This window comes from Metapseudomonas resinovorans (assembly GCF_002003485.1).
Lineage (GTDB): Bacteria > Pseudomonadota > Gammaproteobacteria > Pseudomonadales > Pseudomonadaceae > Metapseudomonas > Metapseudomonas resinovorans_D.
In genome coordinates, this window is the sequence record NZ_BDMA01000102.1 from 1 (window position 1) to 362 (window position 362).

The following is a 362-nucleotide window of genomic DNA, read 5'->3' on the forward strand; positions in this document are numbered from 1 at the left end:
GATCGTCATCCATGATCGCAACATCAGCGGTCTCGATCGCGGTATCGGTACCGGCGGCGCCCATGGCGAAGCCCACGTTGGCCCGCGCGAGCGCTGGAGCGTCATTGATGCCGTCGCCGACCATCCCCACAGTGCCTTGGTGTTTGATCAGTACTTCTATCGCGTTGAGCTTGTCGGTCGGCAGTAGGCTGCCCTTGGCCTCATCGATGCCGACCTGAGCGGCAATGGCCTCGGCGGTGTGCGGGTTATCGCCCGTCAACATCAAGGTCTTCACACCCAACGCGTGGAGTTCGCCGATTGCGGCCCGGCTGGTGTCCTTTACCGTATCGGCTACCGCGAACAAGGCCAGCGCCTGGGTTTCA

Annotated in this window: 1 protein-coding gene; it reads right to left on the reverse strand. The window is 62.4% G+C overall.

What is annotated here, in order from left to right; all coding sequences use genetic code 11:
• Positions 1–362: HAD-IC family P-type ATPase (locus MnOB_RS28375; protein WP_158713872.1), on the reverse strand; the 362-nt coding region annotated here is incomplete at both ends.